This window comes from Hymenobacter sp. (assembly GCF_036388155.1).
In the GTDB taxonomy this organism is placed as follows: Bacteria; Bacteroidota; Bacteroidia; order Cytophagales; family Hymenobacteraceae; genus Hymenobacter.
The window spans coordinates 14,506-32,908 of the sequence record NZ_DASVSI010000009.1; the positions used below are offsets into that span (position 1 = coordinate 14,506).

Sequence of the window (18,403 nt, forward strand, 5' to 3'; positions counted from 1 at the left end):
CCCCTCACGACTAGACGCAAATATGCGTCCTTACATCGTTCGCGCTACAGCGTAGCGGGTTGCGCCGTCTGGTTTTCGCGGGGCTTCTGCACCAAGTAGTAGTAGGCCAAAATGCCCAGCCCAATAAAGAAGGGCACCAGCGCCAGGTGCTTGCCCGTGACGTAGGGCGCCACCAGCACCGTGTCAAACCCGAAAAACTCGCTGGTCATCCAGTAGGAGTTGGCCGTAATCCAGAACACGATGGCCAGGTTGTGAGCCAGTTCTGAGGCGTAGGCGCGGGTGCGCCAGGCAATGACGAGGGCAATGCCCAGCGTAGGCACCACCATGGCCAGGCCCAGTGGCCGCCATACCATGCACCAGGCCACGTCTTTCAGGAGCCAGAATAGGATGTGCGTGTTTTCCATTTTCCGGTACGCGGCCGGGATGCTGTACACGTCGGCTTCGGGGGTGGGGGCGGGGATGGGCATAAGCCCAAAAATAAGCGGTTCGACTACTTGCCCGGCTCTTCGATGCCCAGCGCCTGCAATTGCTTTGCATACTTCTGGTAAATCACCCGCAAATCGGCGTTGTGCTTGTCGGCGTCGACGCCGATGCTCACGTTGCGGGCGTGGAAGCGGTGCAGGTGGCTGATGTGCGGGCACAGCACCGGCAGCTGCCCGGCCAGCAGGAAGCGCACGTACAAGTCCAGGTCTTCGGCCATGGCCAGCTCGCCGTCGTAGCCGCCCACCTGGTCTACGAAAGCGCGGCTGTAGCACACGTTCCCTTGGATGAAGTGCTCGGCCCGAAAAATGGCCCGGAGCATGTCGGTGGGCGTGTCGAACTGCCAGGCGTAGTAGTCCTCGTGGGGCAGGTAGCGGCCGTGCTCGTCCACGCGCAGGAAGTCGGCCACGAACCAGGGGCGGTCCGGGTAGGCCAGGATTTGCGCCGCGTAGTGGTGCAACGTGCGTTGCAGCAGGATGTCGTCGTCGTCCAGGGGCACCACCCAGGCGTCGGCCGGGGCTTCCTGGATGAGACTGTTGCGGGCCCGGCCGGCCAGCTGGCGGCCCGCCGAGTGCCAGTGGCGCAGCGGCGGGCCGGGCTGGGCGGCGGCGTCGCGCAGGTAGGCGGCCGTGCCGTCGCGTGAGCCGTTGTCGTAAAGTAGGTGTTCGAACGAGAAATCGAGGGGCGCGCTCACGGTGGCGCGCACGCTGGCCACGGCTTCGGGCAGCAGCTCCCGGCGCTGGTGGGTGGGGGTAATAACGGCAAAGTGCATGGCCTGCTTGTTCGGCCGCGGGCCGAAAAGGTTGCCGGGCGCGGCGCGCTATTTCGTGCTGATGTTGCTTTTCAGCCAGGTGTTCAGCTCGCCGGCAGCGGCCAGGTCGCGCACTTTTTCTAGCGGCTTGTTGGTGGGCAGGCCTCCGAGGGCGTACACTTTCAGCATGGATTGCACGCCCTCGGCGTTCAGCGTCAGGGCGTCTTTCACGTCGGGGTGCTGCAGGCTGTAGCGCGTCCAGCCGGCCATGAAGGCCACGAGCAGGTCCGACTGTTTGCCCGCCAGCTCGCCCACGTAGGGCTGCAGGCCGATGGATACGTTGGGGCTGCCGCTGGCCCATTCCACCAGAAACCGCTGGGCCTGCTTGCGGCGGCTCAGGTCTTGGTTGGCGGGCGTCGCTTCCAGCCAGTTGATGGTATTGATGACCTGGGGCTCGTATTTGGCGAAGTCGTCGGGCTTGCTCAGGGTGTATTGCGCCGGCACGTCGAAGGTTTGGGCCGAAGCCAGGGCGGGCAGGCCACCAAGTACGAAAGCAAGTAGAAGCTTCTTCATGAAAGGGCAGGGGCAGGGAAAGCGCTCAAGGTAGGCAGCGGGCGGCAAACGGCTGCCCGGGCCGCCCGCCCTTTCGCGCCAGCAACCAAGCCCCTGCCGTTACTTTGCCCCACCATGACACAGCAGGCTATTTTCAATTGGAGCGGGGGCAAGGATTCGGCCCTGGCGCTCTACAAAGTGCGGGAAAGCGGGCGCTACCACGTCCAAACCCTGCTTACCACCGTGAGCGAGCCGTACCAGCGCATTTCCATGCACGGCGTGCGCACGGCCCTGCTCGACCAGCAGGCCGACCGCCTCGGGTTGCCCTGCCGCAAGCTTTTCCTGCCCGAAATGCCCAGCATGGACGCCTACGAGCACCTGATGAGCACCACGCTGCACGAGCTAAAAAGCCAAGGCGCCGAGGTGGCCATTTTCGGCGACATCTTCCTGGAAGACCTGCGGCAGTACCGCGAAAACAAGCTGGCCGAAGCCGGCTGGCAGGCCGCGTTTCCGCTGTGGGGCGTGCCGACGGCCGAACTGATGCGCGAGTTTTTGGGCCTAGGCTTCAAAACCATCACCACCTGCGTCAACGAGAAATACCTGGACCAAAGCTTCGTGGGCCGCGTCATCGACGAGCAGTTCCTGCGTGACCTGCCGCCCAACGTCGACCCCTGCGGCGAAAACGGCGAGTTCCACACCTTCGTCTTCGACGGGCCTCTGTTCCCGGAGCCCATTGCGTTCGAGAAAGGCGAAATCGTGTACCGCAAATACACCCCCGCGCCCAAAGCCGACAACTCCGACTACGAATGCGGCGACGGCGACAACCCCAACCCGTTCAACACGGGCTTCTGGTACTGCGACTTGGTGTGAATAAAACCGTCATGCAGAGCGCAGCGAAGCATCTCGCGTGTGGTAGCGACTCAATCGTTAGGACGAAGCGGGCGAGATGTCTCGGCTGCGCTCGACAGGACGTTCTGATGTGATTACCACTGCGCTAAAAATGCTTCGCTGCTGCGTCAGCAGAAGCTCCGGTTTCCGCCGCATCCAGCGAATGACTCAGCGCTTGGGCCGCTTGCACGATGCTATCTGGGTAGCCGGCCCGGGCCAGCAGGCGGATGGCGTTGCGAGTGGTGAGGGGGCCGGGTTTGAGGAGGAAGTCGAAGTACCAATCCGTTTCGGTTACAGTTTCGGAGAAGTGGTATTCGGTGAATGCCGGTGCGAGCAGGGCGCCCAATTCGCCGTCGTGCGTGGAGGCCACCACCAGGCTGCGCGGCTGTAAATAGGCCAGCACGGCCTGCGTGGCGGCAATGCGCTCCACCGTGTTGGTGCCCTTGAATAGCTCGTCGAGAATGAACAGATAGCCGCCCGCGCCCGCCTCGGCCGCCCGAATGAAGCCAAGAATGGTTTCGGCCTCGGCGAAATAGTAGCTCTTCCCCTCGGTCAGGCTGTCGGCCAGGTTGATGCTGGACACCACCCGCCGAAACGGGGCCGCATACGCCGTGGCCGGGCAGGTGGCAATGGTTTGGGCCAGCAGCGCACTGAGCCCAATGCTGCGCATGAAGGTGGTTTTGCCCGACATGTTGGAGCCGGTCAGCAGCACGCTGTCCTGGGCCACGGCCAAGTCGTTCGGCACGCAGCCGGGCACCAGCGGGTTGTAAGCGCCCGTAAGGTGCAGGCCCGTTTCGGCCGTGAAGCGCGGCGCGCAGTGCCCGTGCCGTGCTCGAAACCCTGCCACCGCGAGGGCGCAATCGACGTAGCCCACGCCCTCGTACACGGCCCGGATGGCGCCCGCCTGCTGCTCCATGTCGCGCCGGCAGCTACGGTACACGATGAAATCGAGGAGCAGCACAATTTTGAAGTACTGCAACAGGAGCCAGGGCAGGGCCGCAATATCCGACTGCAATTTGTCCTCCACCTGCAAAAATGCCACTTTATTCACAATAGAGCCCACCCGGCTTAGGGGTTCAGCCAACCCGCGCACCGCGCCAAGCGGCATTTCTAGCTTGAGCAGGCCCCGCCCGGCGCGGTACAGGTTGCCCAATTGCCGCATGGGCCGCACTCCGGCCACTACGCGCGAGCGGTAAAAAAAATGCAGCACCGAGTGCAGCAGAAACAGCACGGCCGTGCCCAGCCACAGCGCGGGCTGCCAGAAGCCGCCCACCACCGTGGCAAACAAGAGTAGCACCAGGGCCGGCGCGGCGGCCGTCCAGGCCAGTTCCGGCAGCGCCTTGCCCGCCAGCAAGTCAGCCAGATAATACGCGTCCGTAGAAGCGAGACGGTGCAGCGCCAGCAGCGCCTGGCCGCGCGGCACAGGTTCGGCAAAAACCTGGGCGGCGCGGTCGAATTCGGCCAGCGCCGGCTCGTCGTTCAGGGGGCTGCGGAGGCGGTGATAGAGGCACTGCTGGCCCACTCGGCTGGCCGTACCGTCGAGCAAGGCAAACAGGTCGTCGCCGTTGAGGTCGGTCCAGGTTTGGTCGTCGAGGCGGTGGTAGGCGGGCTCGGCGGCTACTGCGTCGTGGTAGCGGGCAATGAGCGGGAAGTTGCGAAAGCGCGGCGACGGGGCGCGCCACTCGGCTTCGAGCAGGGCCAGTTGGTCAGCGGTTGAAGTCCACATGGGTGAGGGAGGGCCGTGGTACCCAACTGTGGGCCGGTGGCTGGACAAAAGTACGGGCGAGGTTACCACCCGGCCGGTTTTTCATTTCTGCCGTACTTGGCAGCGGCGACGCCCTTTTTCACTTACCCCGCCGCCACGCTCATGCCCCTTACCTTCCGAAAAGTACTGAAAGGCATTACCTACACCGCCGTTGGCATCGGCGGCGTCCTGGCGACCTACGTGGCGTCGGCTTTCGTGCTTTCGCGCATTCCCGTGGCCAAGGCCCAGCCCAACGCCTCGCCCGACGTGCCGGTGTACCTGCACTCCAACGGCGTGCACACCGACATTGTGGTGCCCGTCCGAACCGAGCAGATGGACTGGAGCCAGCAGCTGCCTTACAGCAACATTCCCTCCGGCGACACCACCCTGCGCTACATCGCCTTCGGCTGGGGCGATAAGGGCTTTTACCTCGACACGCCCACCTGGGCCGACCTCAAGTTCAGCACCGCTTTCGTGGCGGCGTTTTGGCTGGGCTCCTCGGCGGTGCACGCCACCTACCTGCGCCAGCTCACGCCGGGCCCCGATACCGTGCCGCTCCACCTCAGCCGCGACGAGTACGCCCGGCTCATCGCCTACATCCAACAGAGTTTCAAGTACGACGCCGCCGGGCGCGTGCAGCACATTCGCGGCCACAGCTACGGCCCGGACGATGCCTTCTATGAGGCCAAGCGCGTGTACAGCTTCCTTTACACCTGCAACACCTGGACCAACAACGCCCTGAAAGCCAGCGGCCAAAAAGCCTGCCTCTGGACACCCTACGACGGCGGCCTGCTGCATCAGTACGGCCGTTAGGCGGGGTAATCTATAAAAGCGGTCATGCAGAGCGCAGCGAAGCATCTCGCCCGCCACCAGTAACTCTTTTCAACGATTGATTTACAACCCCACGCGAGAAGCTTCGCTGCGCTCTGCATGTCCGTTCTTTTGATTCATTCCCGCACGTAAACGCCCGAAAACAAACCGGCCCCGCTGGCTGCCAAGCCAACGGGGCCGTTGTGGGTAGAACCGTCGCGGTGACGGTCGCAAAAGGAGTTAGTTGAGCCACACATCCGCCACGCGCTCAAAGCGGTGGGCGGCAAAAGCACCGTAGGGACGCTCGGCATAAAAACCGAGGACATGGACTTGGGGCTGACCGCTGCGCACGTGCGGCAGCACGCGCACGGGGTACACACGGCCTGCTTCGGGCCAGTCGCCTACGTAGTCGGCAGGACGTTGCGCGTCGTTCACACAACGAGCAAATTGCTGCAAAGGCAGCGGTGTTGGAAGCTTCACGTTTGACATGTCCAAAGATACAAATTATTCGATAAACTAAAAAATTTGGAAAAAAATTATTTAGTCTTTTTTGCAGGGAATGCAATGAATATGCCCGATTAAGCAGGACTATCCCGCGAAGCCTTTCAACGTACGCAGTGGGTAGGCCTGTGGATTGTAGGAGCTAGTGAAAACTAACTACTAAAATAGTTAGTAAATAGCGTCCCCAATGCGTCTGGTCAGACGCTTGGAAACACCTATGCTTACGTCCCTCCACGACTTCATTGCGGGTGGTCTTCTGACCACTCGCGAACTGCCCTTGTTTGGTTGCCCGGTGCCCGCCGGCTTCCCCTCGCCCGCCGACGACCACCTCGAGGCCTCCTTCGACCTGACGAAGCACTTGTTCCGGCATCCGGCCTCTACTTTTCTGGCCCGCGTCAGCGGCGAGTCCATGACCGGAGCGGGCATTCACCCCGGCGATTTGGTGGCCGTGGACCGCGCGCTAGAGCCCCGGCACGGCAGCATCGTGGTGGCCGTGGTGGAGGGGGAGCACACCATCAAACGGCTGCAATTGCGGGCCGGGCAGCCCTGGCTAGTGGCCGAAAATGCGCGCTACCCGCCCGTCCCCGTGAGCCACGAAGCGGGCCTGTTGGTGTGGGGCGTGGTCACGCACGTCATTCACGCGCTGGGCGACCACCAAGTAGCCGCCGTGCAGTAGGTTTTTGTTTGAAATTGCTAACCTCCCTTGCATCATGTTTGCCCTCGTCGACTGCAATAATTTTTACGTGTCCTGCGAGCGGGTGTTTGCGCCGCACCTGAACGGCCGCCCTGTGGTGGTGCTGTCCAACAACGACGGTTGCCTAATTTCGCGCTCCAACGAAGCCAAGGCCCTGGGCCTGAAGATGGGCGAGCCCTACCACCTGGTACGGCCCCTGCTGGAGCAGCACGAGGTGCGCGTCTTTTCCTCCAACTATGCCTTGTATGGCGACATGAGCCGGCGCGTGGTGCAGGTGCTGAGCCAGTTTGCGGCGGGCGTGGAAGTGTATTCCATCGATGAGGCTTTTCTGGATTTTCGGGGCATGAACTTTATCGCGAAGGACTTGCTGGAATACGGCCGGAAGGTGAAAGACACAATATTGCGCGATACCGCCATTCCGACGTGCGTGGGCATCGCCCCCACCAAAACCCTGGCCAAACTGGCCAACCGCCTGGCCGGAAAAACGACCAACAAAGTAGTTTGCCTGGAAACCGAGGCGCAGTGGCAGGACGCCCTGGCCCAGGCACCCGTCGACCTGATTTGGGGCGTAGGCCGCCGCTACGCCCGCAAGCTCCAAGAAATGGGCGTCGTCACCGGCGCCGACCTGGCCGCCAAGCCCGAGCACTGGCTGCGGCGCAACCTAGGCGGCGTGGTGGGCCAGCGCCTGTGGCGGGAGCTGCACGGCCAGCCCTGCCTGGAATGGAACCCCGCCGAATGGGATGACGACGACCACCTGAGCCATGGCACGCCCAGTCGGCACAGCGTGACCTGCACCCGCTCGTTCGGCCGGCCCCAACACGACCCCGCCATGCTGTCGGAAGCCATGGCCATGTTCGCCACCAAAGCGGCGGAAAAACTGCGGCGCCACGGCCTGGCCGCGCACGTGGTGACGGTGATATTGGGCACCGACAAGTACGCGCCCGTGGCAGGCCCCAAAACGCACACCGCCGTGGTCAGCCTGACCACCAGTTCCAACGACACGGCCTTGCTGGCCCAGGCGGCCCTGCGCGGCCTGCACCAGCTGCGCAAAACCGGCGTGGCCTACCACCGCGCTGGGGTCTTATTTAGCGGATTGGAGCCGGAAGGGCAGCCCCAGCTTAACCTCTTCAGCGCCATCGCTGCCACCGACCAGCCGCGCAGCCAGCAACTCATGACCACGCTCGATGCCCTGAACGCCCGGTTCGGCCGCCAACTCGTGCGGCTGGCCGCCGCCGGCGTACCCAAGGACCGCAGGGGCAAGCCGCAGGAGCCGGCGTGGGCGGGCCGGTCGGCCCACCGCTCGCCGCTCTACACCACGAGCTGGGACGGTTTGTGGCAAGTAAGCTGACTAAAGCCCATCCGAATATAAATAGGCTCTTAGAAAGCTGTTTGAGTTATCAAAAACGGTCATGCTGAGCGCAGCCGAAGCATCTTGCGTGCAATAGTAAACGAATTACTACTGCGGGAGAGATGCTTCGACAAGCGGACGCCAGATGAGCATGACGGACTTGGATGTTTTTTAATTACTTGAAACAGCTTCTTGGTGGCCTGTAGCACGAAGCCATGCTTCTACAGGCCAACGCGCCCACCAACTCTGAAACCGCCTTAGCGCACCACAATGGTGCGAGCCAATACCTGGCTGGCGCCCTGGGCTCGCAGCACGTAGAGGCCGGGCTTCAGGCCCTGCAAGCTCATGGCGAGGACGTTGCCGTGGGCTTCGTGGCGCAGGGGCACTTGCTGGCCCATGGCATTGCTAAGCTGCAGGGTGCGCAAGCCAAATTGCGCGGGCAGTTCTATCTGCAACGGCCCCGTGGTGGGGTTGGGGTACACGCTGAGCCCGGCTGCTGTGGCTTGGGGGCGCGTGGGCAGCAGCGTGCCATAGGTACTGGCCGCGGCATCGGAGGCGGCTTGCAGCTGCGCCAGGGTAGCGGAAGCCAGCAGGGCAAACGTGACGGTGGTGGAGTCGCCAGGGGCCAGCTTTTCTATTCGCGTGCCAACTACCTGCATCACGTCGGTGCCATTGGGCAGGCCTGCGGTGCGCTGGCCGCGGGCAGCGCCGCTGCTGAGGGTAATGAACTTTTCGGCCGTGGTGAAGCCATCGGCCAGGCGCACAAGGGCCCCCGCGGGCGCGCGGCCGTCGAGGGAGTACACGGCCGGGGCGCCGCCGCGCAGCAGCCGCACCCCCGCGTAGGTGGCGGGCGCGCCGCTCGGCAGCGACTGGCCCAGCGCGTAGCAGTAGCCCAGGGCCCGGGTGCTGTCCCAGGCGGCAGCGTTGTGCGCGGCGCCATCGGGCGTGGGCAAGTCCCAGTCCATAAACAAGCCGGCGTACAAGGGCTTCAGCGTGTCGGCGGTGAGGTTTTTGAGGGAATACTCCATCACCACGAAGTCGCGGCGGCCGGGCGTGGCCCAGGCGTAAGTGCGCTGCCGCACGCCCACGCCCACGCTCCGCACGCGGCTGCCCGCCACGGGAATGGTGTCTTGGAAAGCCACGCGGGCTTCCTGGTCGGCGCGGGGGCCGGGCTGCTGGCGGGTGGCCTGGCTGCCGCCGAAGAACGACTGCCGCGACTGCCCGCCGCTGCTCCGCAACCGGTCCGATACCCGGGTGAAGCTCGTGGCTAGCATCAGGCCGCCTTCGCTCAGAATGTTGCCGCTGCCCCGGTACGTCAGGCCCGCGCCAATGCTGCCGGTGAGGTTGTCGTAGGCAATGTTGCCGCGGCTGGTCAGGGTCACGGCCAGGTCGTTGGCATCGAGCACCACGTAGTCGGGGTTGAGGACGACGTCCACGAACTGGTCGAGCTGGTAGCCGCCGCTGGCCGTGAGGCGGTAGCGCAGCGTGGCCGTCGTATTCAGGGGAACGCCGCTGGTGGCCACGGCCAGCCGGAAGGGCGCCGGGCCGTTGGTGGCGCGGGCCAGGGTGCCGAGGGTGCCCACGGCAAAGCTGCCCTGCCGCACCGTGAGGTAGGGCGAAAGCGAGGTGAGCGTAACCGTGAGGCCGGCCACGGGCTGCAGGAGGTTCTGCACGTCCACGGCCAAGCGCAGGGTGTCGCCGGGGCTATAGGCGGCGCGGGCCGGCGCAAAGGTGCTCGTCGCTACGCGGGCTTCCTGGCCGGCGGTTTGGGTGAGGGCGCGCAGCACGTTGAGGCGGCCCGTGCCCAGGCGGCCCACCCAAGCGGCATTCGCGGGCAGCGCGTCCACGTTGTCGGCGGTTTGGCGGAGCTGGGCGGCCACTTGGGCGGCGGTGTAGCTGGGAAACTGCCAGCGCACCAGCGCCGCCGCGGCCGCCACCAGCGGGGCGGCAAAGGAGGTGCCGCCCACGGCCACGTAATCGTTGTCCTGGTTGCCGTAGGTGGTGAGGATGCTCAGGCCCGGCGCCACTAGGTCGACGCGGCTGCTATAGGTGGCGTTGGGGCTTTTCTGGTCGGTGTTGCTCACGCCCGACACCGAAATCACGTGGTCGTAAGAGGCCGGGTAAAACCGCAGGTCGGCGTTGGTGTTGCCGGCGGCGCCCACCAGCACGGCGTTGCGGTTCACGGCGGCGTAGGTGATGACGTCTTGCTCGAAGCGCGAGTAGCCCCCGGCCGCGCCCCAACTCATGTTGATGACCTGGCAACCGTGGTCGGCGGCGTACACAATGGCCTCGTAGCCGGCAAAGGCGCCGGTGGGCGTGTTGGGGTAAATGTTGAGGGGCATGAAGCGGCACTTGTTGCCCAGGCCGGCAATGCCCACGCCGTTGTCGGCGCGGGCGGCGGCCACGCCCGCCACCAGCGAGCCGTGGATGATGGTCGCGTCGTAGCCGGCGTTGTTGTCGTTGTTGGCCAGGTCCCAGCCCGTGAAGTTGTCCACGTAGCCGTCGTTGTCGTCGTCGCGGCCGTTCACGGGGTCGGCGTAGTTGTGCTTGAGCTGCGGGCGCAAGTCCTCGTGGGTGAGGCGCGCGCCGCCGTCGGTGATGCCGATGACGATGCTGCTGTCGCCGCGGGTGATGTCCCAGGCGCGGTATGCCTTGATTTGCTTGAGGTAGTACTGGCTGGCCGAGAGGCTGGTTGAGGCGGAGTCGGCCGAGGGGTCGGTGGGCTGGTAGAGCGAGTACCGAACGTAGAGGGGCTCCACGTACTCCACGGCGCCCGTGCCCAGCAGCACGGCCCGGGCCCAGGCCAGCGAAACCGTGGCCGGAACCTGGAACTGGTAAATGCCGCGCAGGTCCACACTGCCGGGCTTGTCGGCGATGGGCGCCAGGGTGTGCGGAAATTTCTGGCGCAGTGCGTTGGCTTCCAAAGTCCGCAACGCCGTTTCCAGCGCAGCGGGGGAGTGGCCGGGCCGTAATTTCAGCACCAGGCGGCCGGGCACTGTGGGTGGGGCAGCCACGGCCCCAAGCGAGCCCGCTAATCCAATAAATAAGAAGAAAAATAATAAGCGTAAGATGTTTTTCATCAACTAGATGCCTAAAGATTATAGCGTAGGTAAAGATACTGGTTTACGTAACTGAAGGTGCGATTGGACGGCCGAGTTGGGTAAAATTTCGGCCGCCGGCTAAAGAATAAAACCACGGCTGCTGGCAGCGGGTCGGCGCGAGCGGTGGCGGCAAGGTCGGCGCCCCGCCGTAACTTGCGCAGCGGCCCAACAGCCGCCGCCATTCGTCAAAAATCAATCCGTCCCACCCCCGATGATTAACAAGCACCAAGCCACCCTCGACGCCGCCGTGCAGGCCCTGCACGGGCGCACGTTTTTTGCCGCTTTCCCCGAAAATCCGTCGCCCGAAATCTACGGGGCCGACGCCGACGCCCAGGGTCGCGAGAAATTTGCCGCCATGCGCGGCCAGCACTTCGATGAGCTGCTGCAGGGCGAGCCCCAAGGCTGGGCCGGGCAGGAAGAGTCGCCCTACGAGCAGGCTTCGCTCGACATCAAATACCCGTTCTACGAGCCCGCCACGCTGATTAAAAATGCCCAGGGCGCCTTTGCCGAGTGGCGCAAGCTGAAGCCGGCCCTGCGCGCGGCCCTGCTCACCGAGGCGCTGGAAGGCATGAAGAGCCGCTTCTTCGAAATTGCCTACGCCACCATGCACACCACGGGGCAGGCCTACATGATGTCGTTTCAGGCCAGCGGCCCGCACGCCGCCGACCGCGCCCTGGAGGCCATTGCGGCCGGCTACGAGGAGCAAACCCGCTTCCCCGAAGACACCCGCTGGGAGAAGCCCATGGGCAAGTACAGCATCACCCTCAACAAAACCTGGCGCGCCGTGCCCAAGGGCCTGGCCCTCGTTATCGGTTGCAGCACGTTCCCTACCTGGAACACCGTGCCGGGCATGTTTGCCAGCCTCGTCACCGGCAACCCCACCATCATCAAGCCGCACCCCAAGGCGGTGCTGCCCATCGCCATTGTGGTGGCCGAGGTGCAGAAAGTGCTGCAGGAGCACGGCCTGAATCCCTGCATCTGCCAGCTGGCAGTGGACGCCGACGACCGCCTCATCACCAAAGAGCTGGCCGAAGACCCCGCCATCAAGCTGATTGACTACACCGGCGGCTCGCAGTTTGGCGAGTACATCGAGGGGCTGAAGGGCAAAACCGTCTTCACCGAGAAAACGGGCGTCAACAGCATCATTCTCGACAGCTGCGACGACCTCGACAAAGTAGCCCAGAACCTGGCCTTCTCCGTGAGCTTGTATTCGGGCCAGATGTGCACCGCGCCGCAGAACTTTTTCATCCCCGAAACGGGCGTGAAAGTGGGCGACCAGCAGGTGCCCTACGAGGAAGTGGTGCAGAAGCTCTCGGCGGCCATCACCGGCCTGGCCACCAACCCCAAGGCCGGCCCGCACGTGTTCGGCGCCATCCAGAACCCGGCCACGCACGAGCGGGTGAAGCAGCTGGCCTTCGACGGCGGCCGCAGCATCCTGGCCCACGGCACCGTGGACAACCCCACCTTCAAAAACGCGCGCACCTGCTCGCCCAGCATCCACGAAATCAGCTCGGAGCGAGTGGAGCAGTTCAGCCAGGAGCTGTTCGGGCCCATCATGCTGGTCATCAAGACTAAAGACACGCAGGAGAGCATCCGCTTGGCGGCGCAGCTGGCCCGCGAGTACGGCGCCATTTCGTGCGGGGCCTACACCACCGACGAGGCCATCAAGGAGCAAATTATGGACGAGATGAGCCTGGCCGGTACGCCCGTCAGCTTCAACCTCACCGGCGGCATCTACGTGAACCAGAACGCCGGCTTCTCCGACTTCCACGTGACGGGCGGCAACCCGGCCGGCAACGCCAGTTTCACCAACCCTGAGTTCGTTATCAAGCGCTTTACTTGGGTAGGCTTCCGCGAGCCGGTGGCGTAACGCTTCGCTTAACGAAGAATGAGGAATGAAGAATGGGTCGGGGCGTGTCATTGCGAGCGCAGCGAAGCAATCCGTCCTGGTCTCCGCGACTAGCTCAATATTGTGACAAGCCCCGGCTCTGTTCTGAGCCGGGGCTTTTTAATTGAATTTATCACATCTTTAGGTAAGTCGCTGAGACCAGGACGGATTGCTTCGCTGCGCTCGCAATGACAGACGCTTCATCCAATTCTTCATTCCTCATTCCTCATTAAGCAAAAGGCCCGACTTCAGTTGAAGTCGGGCCTTCTTTATTTCACGGGTTTGAAGCCGTTGCCGTTGCTGAATTTGTAGGGCTTGGGGGCTTTGGTGGTCTTGGTTTTTACCAAGCTGTTGGGGTTTAGGTCAATGACCGGTCGGTCGTTTTCGCGCCGGAACCGGGCTTTGCTGGTTTTGCCTTTGCTTGATTCGGAGTTGTGCGAGAAAGCGCGTTTGGCGCTGCTTTTGGGGCGTTTTTGGGCCGCAGCCGAGCTGGCTATCCCGCTGCTCAGCACGAGAGCAACCAGGAGGTGGGGGATGATATTTTTCATGACAAGATTCTGACTACGTGGATGAAGGAGGAATAAGCGAATCAGGTGCTACCCAAGAAGCAGGCCAGATAACCAGTGCTTGCTCTGCGGCTAGAGGATGGCCTTTACGTCGTTGCCCAGGCTTTCGATGCCGCGTCGGATTTGGGTCCATACGCTGGGCTCGGAACCGTCGGCGGGCGCGGGGGACTGGTTGAGTTGGTCGGCCAGTTGGGCGCGCTTGATTTCCAGGGCGTCGGCGTGCTGCTGGTAGGTATTGGGCGAGCCGGCGGCCGTGGCGTGGGTGCGGTTGCGCAGGGTTTGGATTTTAGCGTCGAGCTCGGTGAGCGACTTACGCAATTCAGCTTCAGACAATTGGGGGGCGCGGGGATGGGCAGGCGTGGACATGGGAAGGGGACTGGGCTAGTAAGCAGGAAAGACCAGGTATTGTACTGAGGTTGGGAGTGAAAAGATGCTTGAATACCGCAGCCGCCCTCCCAACACTAACGCAACAAAAAGGTAACTGCCGCTAAGCACAGCCGTTTTTTGGGCATAATACCTTTGTGCCTTAGTAAGTTATACCAATAGCATTATGCTGCGCTATCTAGTGATTATGGGAGGAATGGTGGGCGCTTGTGGCCCGGCCGCAGCCCAAACGAGTGCTGTGGCCCCGGCGATGCCGGAGCTGTCTGGCGGCGCTCACTCGCCGGGAGCCAATGCCTCGGCCGCGCCCACGGTGTACTTCGTGGCCGACGAGATGCCCCAGTTTCCGGGTGGCAGCGCCGCCATGCTGAAGTTTATGGGCAGCCGGCTCAACTATCCCACTGCGGCGCTCGACCGCAACGTGTCGGGCAAGGTGTACGTCACCTTCACCGTCGACCCCGAGGGGCGTTTGCACGACCCGCACGTGGTGCGCGGCCTGGGCTCGGGGCTCGACGAAGAGGCCCTGCGCCTGGTGCGGCTCATGCCCTGGTGGAACCCCGGCAAACTCAAGGGCCAGCCCGTGTGGGTCGCCCTCACGCTGCCCATCACCTTCCGCGCGCTGTAAAGAGTTACTTTTAAATTGAGTAGTCAGTAGTCAGATACAAGCTTCGAACCATCAGTTCTCTACGTTGAATCTGACCACCGACTATAAAAAAAGTAACCGAATACGCCAGAACGAGTACCCCGAAATTTCATTTCGGCCCGTGAGAACGACGGATGTTCTCACGGGCCGAAATGGAATTTCGGGGTACTCGTTCAACAAACCCAAACCGCTGCTTTGGCTCACAGCGCCCGCGGCAGGCCCAGCTCCCGGGCGAGCGGGGCTGCGCCCGACTGCCACAGCGCCGCCAGCACGGCGTTGGCGGTTTCGGCTAGCTCCACGTGGTAGTCTTCGTGAAGCTTGGCGGTTTGTTTTAGGGCCTCGTGGGTGCGCTTGGTGAGGTGCTGAAGTAGGGGCTGGGTGGGGCCGTGCAGGCGGGCCGTCACCTCGGGCTGGTGCCGAAACACGCTGGCCAGCAGGCGCCAGCTCAGTTCTATCTCGCCAAATACGTCCTCCGTCACTTTGGCGTGGTAGGCCAGCCGGGCCTGCAGCTGCCGCAGAATCACCAGCAAGTCGTTGGGCGTTTGGTGGAAGCCCCGCACCGGGTCGTCGACCTGGGCGCGCAGCACGGCGCGGCGGGTTTCCAGCGCGTCGGGCCCTTCGAGCAGGCGGTAGGCGAGTTGCTCGGTCAGCAGCGCGTCCTGGGCCACAAGGCGGGCAAGGAGCTGGTCTTTTTCTCGTTCGGGCAGGGCAAAAAGGGCGCGGCGTAGGTCGGGCGGGAGAGCGGGCATGGATGATTAGCTAAGCTGCAATTGGCGCTTAAGTTTCCAACAATTTATCGCAACCATGCCGATAATTAGAAGGAATTGAACGCGCCAGTCTGACTGCCAAAAATCATGAAGGAATTGCGGTAAGTAGTGCATTTCCAATTTGAGTGAAATATCATATTCAGTGCCCGTGCCGGCTGCCGAAGTGTACCAAGTTGTACTCTTTAGTTTGGGGTTCCACAGTGCGGCCAGCCAGTGGCCAAACCTAGTCAGATAGGATGCTGACCAATACGTAGCTAGAGGTTGCGGGCCGTAATGAACCATAGCAGCGTTTGTACCACAAAAATTTGTGAATTCGGATTCGGGTCTTTTTACATCTGGTTTAGTGGTGAATGCATAAAATGCTGTGGGCTGATGCTTAACATCAAGCCAATATTTCTGAACCCCATACTTCAGCATGCTATTCAGGGTGGCAACCAGATTGACGTATTTAGCTTGTGGACCAAAGCACACACGTATTCCGTTGTCGGCTGTGGCATGAGCTTGCATGTAAATGACGGCTCGGTCTAGCTTCAGCAGGTTAATGGAGTCATTGTGCGATTGGCCATTGAAATAGACATCGCGCCACGCCCGGAATTTATTAAGCTCACCAGTAGATAATGCTAAGGGCGAAGGTTTGTGAAACAAAAAGTTGTCTGAGTCCGGGTGGGTAGGTGGGACAAATAATGTTATTATACTCCGCTTAGCTAATTTTTCCCGCAACGTTCCCACCGCCACGCACCCCAGCCACAGCAGCCCCGCCAGCGCCAACAGGCCCGGCGGAAACAGCAGCTGGCGCCGGTGGCGGCGGGGCAGGTGGAAATGCATGACCAGTAGGGTGTAGAGACGCATACTTGCGTCTCCCGGTTGAACGGCGTTGTGAGAATGCTTCTGAACAAAATGTTCAACGACGAGACGCAAATATGCGTCTCTACAAACACGAAAATTTGCTGGAAAGACTGCCGGGCGGTAACAATTCGCGTACTCCGCTGGTCTGCCTCGTCATGTCCTTGCACAAAATGTCCTTTCGTTACCTGTTGCCATTGCTGCTGGCACTGCTCCAGCTTCCCGCCTACGCCCAAACGCCCGTCGACACCGCCGCCCGCAAGGTGTCCTTGCCCGAAGCCACCGTCACCGGCTACGGCCAGCGGTTGCCGCTGCGCCGTACCGCCGCCGCCATTGGCGTCATCGATGCCCGCGTGATTGAGCAGTTCAACCCCGCGGCCCTCACCCAGGCCGTGAATACGCTGCCCGGCGTGCGCCTGGAGGAGCGCGCCACGGCCAGCTACCGCCTCAGCATTCGGGGCAGCACGCTGCGGTCGCCCTTTGGCGTGCGCAACGTGAAGGTGTACTACAACGGCATCCCCTTCACCGAAGCCGGCGGCAGCACTCCGCTCAACCTGCTCGACCCCGCCATCATTGGGCGGCTGGAGGTGCTGAAGGGGCCGGCCGGCAGCGTGTACGGCGCCGGCACGGGCGGCGTGGCCTTGTTCGGCACGCCGGAAGTGGCGGCGGGCAGCAGCCGAGTGTCGGCGGGGGCGACGGTGGGCAGCTTTGGCCTGCGCCGCACCAGCATCACGGCCGAAACGGGCAGCGCCACCAGCAGCGTGCGGGCCCAGTACGCCCACCAGGAGCAGGACGGCTACCGCGAGCAAAGCGCCCTGCGCCGCGACGTATTCGCCCTGGATGTGCGCAGCGCGGCTTCGCCCAACACCACGCTGGCGGCCCACCTGCTCTACACCGACATCAACTACGAGCTGCCCGGCGGCCTCACCCGGGCCCAGTTTGTGGCCAACCCCCGGCAGGCGCGGCCGGGCACGGCCACGGCGCCCGGCACGGTGGCGCAACGGGCGTTTTATGCCTCGCGCACGGGCTTGCTCGGCCTCACGCACGAGTACCGGTTCACCGACGGGCTGGAGCTGCAAACCACGCTTTACGGCAGCGGCACGGTCATTCGCACGCCGTATCTGGTGGAATACGAGCGAAACACGGGCGTGGGCACCGGTGGCCGCTCGGCCCTGAGCTACCGTACGGCGCTGGCGGGCCGTGTGCTGCGGCTGCAAGGCGGCGGCGAGTTTCAGGCCAGCTTCACGGATGGCCGCAGCTACCAGAACCTGGCCGGCACGCCCGGCGCGCTGCGCTACAACGATGAAATTTCAACCACCACCGGGTTTGTCTTCGCGCAAGCTGATTACAGCCTGCCCGCCGATTTTCTGCTGACCGTGGCCGCCAGCTACAACCGCCTGCGCTACCGCATCGAGCGCGTGAGCAACGCCGCCACGCAGCCCAATGCCTACCAGTTTACCCGCGACTTCCGGCCCGAGGTGTCGCCGCGCGTGGCCTTGCTCAAGGAGCTTAGCCCCACCGCTTCGGTGTACGCCAGCGTGAGCACGGGCTTTTCGCCGCCCACCATCGAGGAAATCCGGCCCTCGGATGCCAGCCTCAACCGCGAGCTGCAAGCCGAGCGCGGCGTGAGCTACGAGGTGGGCACGCGGGGCAGCCTCCTGGCCAACCGGCTGCGCTACGAAGTCAACTTGTTTGACTTCCGGCTGCGCGAAACCGTGGTCAGCAGCACCACCGACCAAGGCATTGTGGTATTCCGCAACACCGGCCGCACCACCCAGCGCGGGCTTGAAGCCGCCCTCAGCGGCTGGCTGTGGCAAGCGGCTGCACCCGCCGCTCCGCTCCCCAATGCCAACGGCAACGCCGTGCCAGCCGAGCTCACGGGCCTGCGCGCCTGGGCCAGCTACGCCTACAACAACTTCCGCTTCGGCAACTACGCCAGCGGCGGCACCGACCTGCGCGGCAACCGCCTCACGGGCACCACGCCGCACACCCTCAGCGCCGGCCTGGATTTTAGCGAGCCCTTCGGCTTCTACCTCAGCCCCAACCTGAGCCACCAGGCCCGCGTGGTGCTCAACGACGCCAACACTGATTACGCGGCCGGATACTGGGTGTTTGGGGCGCGGGGCGGCTGGCGGCGCACCCTGGCCGGCCACCTCGAAACCAACCTCTACGCCGGCATCGACAACGCGACCGACCGCAACTACAGCCTCGGCAACGACTTGAACGCCTTCGGCGGCCGGTACTTTCAGCCGGCGCCGGGCCGGGCCTGGTACACCGGTGCCCAGCTGGGCTGGCGTTGGTAAGAAGGCCCGTTTGTCATTGCGAGCGCAGCGCGGCAATCCGTCCTGGTCTCAGCGACCAACTCACAAGAAGTGAAAAAGCCCCGGCACTGCGCAGTGCCGGGGCTTTTCACTTCTCAAACTGTGTGGTTGATACAGGACGGATT

General features: G+C 63.3%; 17 protein-coding genes. 7 read left to right on the forward strand and 10 right to left on the reverse strand.

The genetic code is table 11. The features are described from left to right. Window positions 1-44 precede the first annotated feature (44 nt). The 3 genes from VF629_RS01450 to VF629_RS01460 are packed head-to-tail and all read right to left on the reverse strand — an operon-like array spanning window position 45 to window position 1,804. A complete protein-coding gene (locus VF629_RS01450) occupies window positions 45-467 on the reverse strand; it encodes a hypothetical protein (RefSeq protein WP_331056660.1) in 423 nt (140 codons plus the stop codon). Between the two features lie 23 nt (window positions 468-490). Then, window positions 491-1,252, reverse strand: a complete 762-nt coding sequence (locus VF629_RS01455) for a glycosyltransferase family 2 protein (protein WP_331056661.1) — start codon at window positions 1,250-1,252, stop codon at window positions 491-493. A gap of 48 nt (window positions 1,253-1,300) precedes the next feature. Next, the gene (locus VF629_RS01460) at window positions 1,301-1,804 is read right to left on the reverse strand and encodes a hypothetical protein (protein ID WP_331056662.1); all 504 of its coding nucleotides are present in this window, start codon (window positions 1,802-1,804) and stop codon (window positions 1,301-1,303) included. Between the two features lie 114 nt (window positions 1,805-1,918). Between VF629_RS01460 and VF629_RS01465 the strand changes: the two genes are divergently transcribed. Next, window positions 1,919-2,653 carry an ATP-binding protein gene (locus VF629_RS01465; protein ID WP_331056663.1) on the forward strand — a complete coding sequence of 245 codons (735 nt, stop codon included), beginning with the start codon at window positions 1,919-1,921 and terminating at the stop codon, window positions 2,651-2,653. A 124-nt stretch (window positions 2,654-2,777) separates the two neighbouring features. Here VF629_RS01465 and VF629_RS01470 read toward each other — a convergent pair whose 3' ends face one another. Further along, window positions 2,778-4,397, reverse strand: coding sequence for a MutS-related protein (locus tag VF629_RS01470; protein ID WP_331056664.1), 1,620 nt, complete (start codon window positions 4,395-4,397; stop codon window positions 2,778-2,780). A gap of 141 nt (window positions 4,398-4,538) precedes the next feature. Here VF629_RS01470 and VF629_RS01475 point away from each other — a divergent pair, with 141 nt between their 5' ends. Next, window positions 4,539-5,228 (forward strand): TIGR02117 family protein, encoded by a 690-nt coding sequence (locus VF629_RS01475; protein ID WP_331056665.1) that lies wholly within the window; start codon window positions 4,539-4,541, stop codon window positions 5,226-5,228. 237 nt (window positions 5,229-5,465) lie between these two features. Here the strand turns inward: VF629_RS01475 and VF629_RS01480 are convergent, their stop codons facing one another. Then, a complete protein-coding gene (locus VF629_RS01480) occupies window positions 5,466-5,660 on the reverse strand; it encodes a hypothetical protein (protein ID WP_331056666.1) in 195 nt (64 codons plus the stop codon). 283 nt (window positions 5,661-5,943) lie between these two features. On the opposite strand from VF629_RS01480, the gene VF629_RS01485 reads away from it, so the two are divergent. Both VF629_RS01485 and VF629_RS01490 read left to right on the forward strand, forming a co-directional pair. Beyond that, complete coding sequence (locus VF629_RS01485; RefSeq protein WP_331056667.1) at window positions 5,944-6,402, forward strand: translesion error-prone DNA polymerase V autoproteolytic subunit; 459 nt, start codon at window positions 5,944-5,946, stop codon at window positions 6,400-6,402. A gap of 34 nt (window positions 6,403-6,436) precedes the next feature. Then, entirely contained in the window at window positions 6,437-7,768 is a 1,332-nt protein-coding gene (locus tag VF629_RS01490; RefSeq protein ID WP_331056668.1) for a Y-family DNA polymerase, read from the forward strand. Window positions 7,769-8,025: 257 nt separating this feature from the next. On the opposite strand, the gene VF629_RS01495 is transcribed toward VF629_RS01490, so the two are convergent. After that, window positions 8,026-10,848 carry a S8 family serine peptidase gene (locus VF629_RS01495; RefSeq protein WP_331056669.1) on the reverse strand — a complete coding sequence of 941 codons (2,823 nt, stop codon included), beginning with the start codon at window positions 10,846-10,848 and terminating at the stop codon, window positions 8,026-8,028. Between the two features lie 232 nt (window positions 10,849-11,080). Between VF629_RS01495 and paaN the strand changes: the two genes are divergently transcribed. Further along, window positions 11,081-12,739 carry a phenylacetic acid degradation protein PaaN gene (gene paaN / locus VF629_RS01500; RefSeq protein WP_331056670.1) on the forward strand — a complete coding sequence of 553 codons (1,659 nt, stop codon included), beginning with the start codon at window positions 11,081-11,083 and terminating at the stop codon, window positions 12,737-12,739. 287 nt (window positions 12,740-13,026) lie between these two features. Here paaN and VF629_RS01505 read toward each other — a convergent pair whose 3' ends face one another. Further along, window positions 13,027-13,305: a hypothetical protein gene (locus VF629_RS01505; RefSeq protein ID WP_331056671.1), complete on the reverse strand. Its 279-nt coding sequence runs from the start codon at window positions 13,303-13,305 to the stop codon at window positions 13,027-13,029. A gap of 90 nt (window positions 13,306-13,395) precedes the next feature. Further along, window positions 13,396-13,689 carry a hypothetical protein gene (locus tag VF629_RS01510; RefSeq protein WP_331056672.1) on the reverse strand — a complete coding sequence of 98 codons (294 nt, stop codon included), beginning with the start codon at window positions 13,687-13,689 and terminating at the stop codon, window positions 13,396-13,398. Between the two features lie 184 nt (window positions 13,690-13,873). Here VF629_RS01510 and VF629_RS01515 point away from each other — a divergent pair, with 184 nt between their 5' ends. Then, complete coding sequence (locus VF629_RS01515) at window positions 13,874-14,329, forward strand: energy transducer TonB (protein WP_331056673.1); 456 nt, start codon at window positions 13,874-13,876, stop codon at window positions 14,327-14,329. A 218-nt stretch (window positions 14,330-14,547) separates the two neighbouring features. Here VF629_RS01515 and VF629_RS01520 read toward each other — a convergent pair whose 3' ends face one another. Then, a complete protein-coding gene (locus VF629_RS01520; protein ID WP_331056674.1) occupies window positions 14,548-15,096 on the reverse strand; it encodes a hypothetical protein in 549 nt (182 codons plus the stop codon). 6 nt (window positions 15,097-15,102) lie between these two features. Beyond that, window positions 15,103-15,939: a hypothetical protein gene (locus VF629_RS01525; RefSeq protein ID WP_331056675.1), complete on the reverse strand. Its 837-nt coding sequence runs from the start codon at window positions 15,937-15,939 to the stop codon at window positions 15,103-15,105. Between the two features lie 191 nt (window positions 15,940-16,130). Between VF629_RS01525 and VF629_RS01530 the strand changes: the two genes are divergently transcribed. Then, window positions 16,131-18,260: a TonB-dependent receptor family protein gene (locus tag VF629_RS01530; protein ID WP_331056676.1), complete on the forward strand. Its 2,130-nt coding sequence runs from the start codon at window positions 16,131-16,133 to the stop codon at window positions 18,258-18,260. The last annotated feature ends 143 nt before the right edge of the window (window positions 18,261-18,403 follow it).